The 1,384-nt window shown below is 64.1% G+C and carries 2 protein-coding genes; both read left to right on the forward strand.

The window, feature by feature from the left end:
• Positions 1–673: sulfate ABC transporter permease subunit CysT (gene cysT, locus C4K88_RS18005; protein ID WP_104122814.1), on the forward strand; the 673-nt coding region annotated here is incomplete at its 5' end.
• Positions 674–684: 11 nt separating this feature from the next.
• Positions 685–1,384: sulfate ABC transporter permease subunit CysW (gene cysW / locus C4K88_RS18010; RefSeq protein ID WP_104122815.1), on the forward strand; the 700-nt coding region annotated here is incomplete at its 3' end.

Below are 1,384 nucleotides of genomic sequence, written 5' to 3' on the forward strand. Positions count from 1 at the left end.
CATCAGTGCGCCGCGGGTGATCGCTGCACTCAAGCTGAGTTTCGGCACCGCCCTGTTCGCCGCCATCATCAACGGGGTGATCGGCACCCTGCTGGCCTGGGTGCTGGTGCGCTACACCTTCCCGGGGCGCAAGATCATCGACGCGATGATCGACCTGCCGTTCGCCCTGCCCACCGCCGTTGCCGGTATCGCCCTGACCGCCCTGTACGCGCCTGCGGGCTGGGTTGGCCAGTTTGCGACCGACCTTGGCTTCAAGATTGCCTACACCCCGTTGGGCATCACCCTGGCGCTGACCTTCGTCACCTTGCCGTTCGTGGTTCGCACGGTGCAGCCGGTGCTGGCCGACATCCCGCGTGAAGTGGAAGAGGCCGCTGCCTGCCTGGGGGCCAAACCGCTGCAGGTGTTCCGCCATATACTGGCGCCAGCGCTGCTGCCGGCCTGGCTCACCGGCTTTGCCCTGGCCTTCGCCCGCGGTGTGGGCGAGTATGGTTCGGTGATCTTCATTGCCGGCAACATGCCGATGAAGACCGAGATCCTGCCGCTGCTGATCATGGTCAAGCTCGACCAGTACGACTACACCGGCGCGACCGCCATCGGCGTGCTGATGCTGGTGGTTTCCTTCATCCTGCTGCTGCTGATCAACCTGCTGCAGCGCCGCATCGAAACCCCTTGAAGGAGGCCGGCATGTCCAGTTCATCCCTGAGTGCAAGCGCCGCCGCCAACGCCGCCCGCCGTGGCAGTGCTACGTCGCGGCGCATTCTTATCGGCCTTGGCTGGCTGGTGTTCGCCCTGTTCCTGCTGCTGCCGCTGGTGATCGTGGTGTCGCAGGCGCTGAAGAACGGTTTTGGCACCTTCTTCGAGGCGATCTTCGAGCCTGACGCCTTGTCGGCGCTGAGGCTGACCCTGCTCGCCGTAGCCATTTCGGTACCGTTGAACCTGGTGTTCGGTGTCAGCGCCGCCTGGTGCGTCAGCAAGTACACGTTCCGTGGCAAAAGTATCCTGGTCACCCTGATCGACCTGCCGTTCTCGGTATCGCCGGTAATCGCCGGCCTGGTCTACGTGCTGATGTTCGGCGCGCAGGGGCTGTTCGGGCCTTGGCTGCAGGACCATGACATCCAGATTGTCTTCGCCCTGCCGGGCATTGTCCTGGCGACGATCTTCGTCACCGTGCCGTTTGTGGCCCGTGAGCTGATCCCGCTGATGCAGGAGCAGGGCACGCAAGAAGAGGAGGCTGCGCGCCTGCTGGGCGCCAATGGCTGGCAGATGTTCTGGCACGTGACCTTGCCCAACATCAAATGGGGCCTGATCTATGGCGTGGTGCTGTGTACTGCACGGGCCATGGGCGAGTTTGGCGCGGTGTCGGTGGTGTCGGGCCACATTCGTG

This window comes from Arthrobacter pityocampae, assembly GCF_002927275.1.
GTDB classification, from domain to species: Bacteria; Actinomycetota; Actinomycetes; order Actinomycetales; family Micrococcaceae; genus Arthrobacter_D; species Arthrobacter_D pityocampae.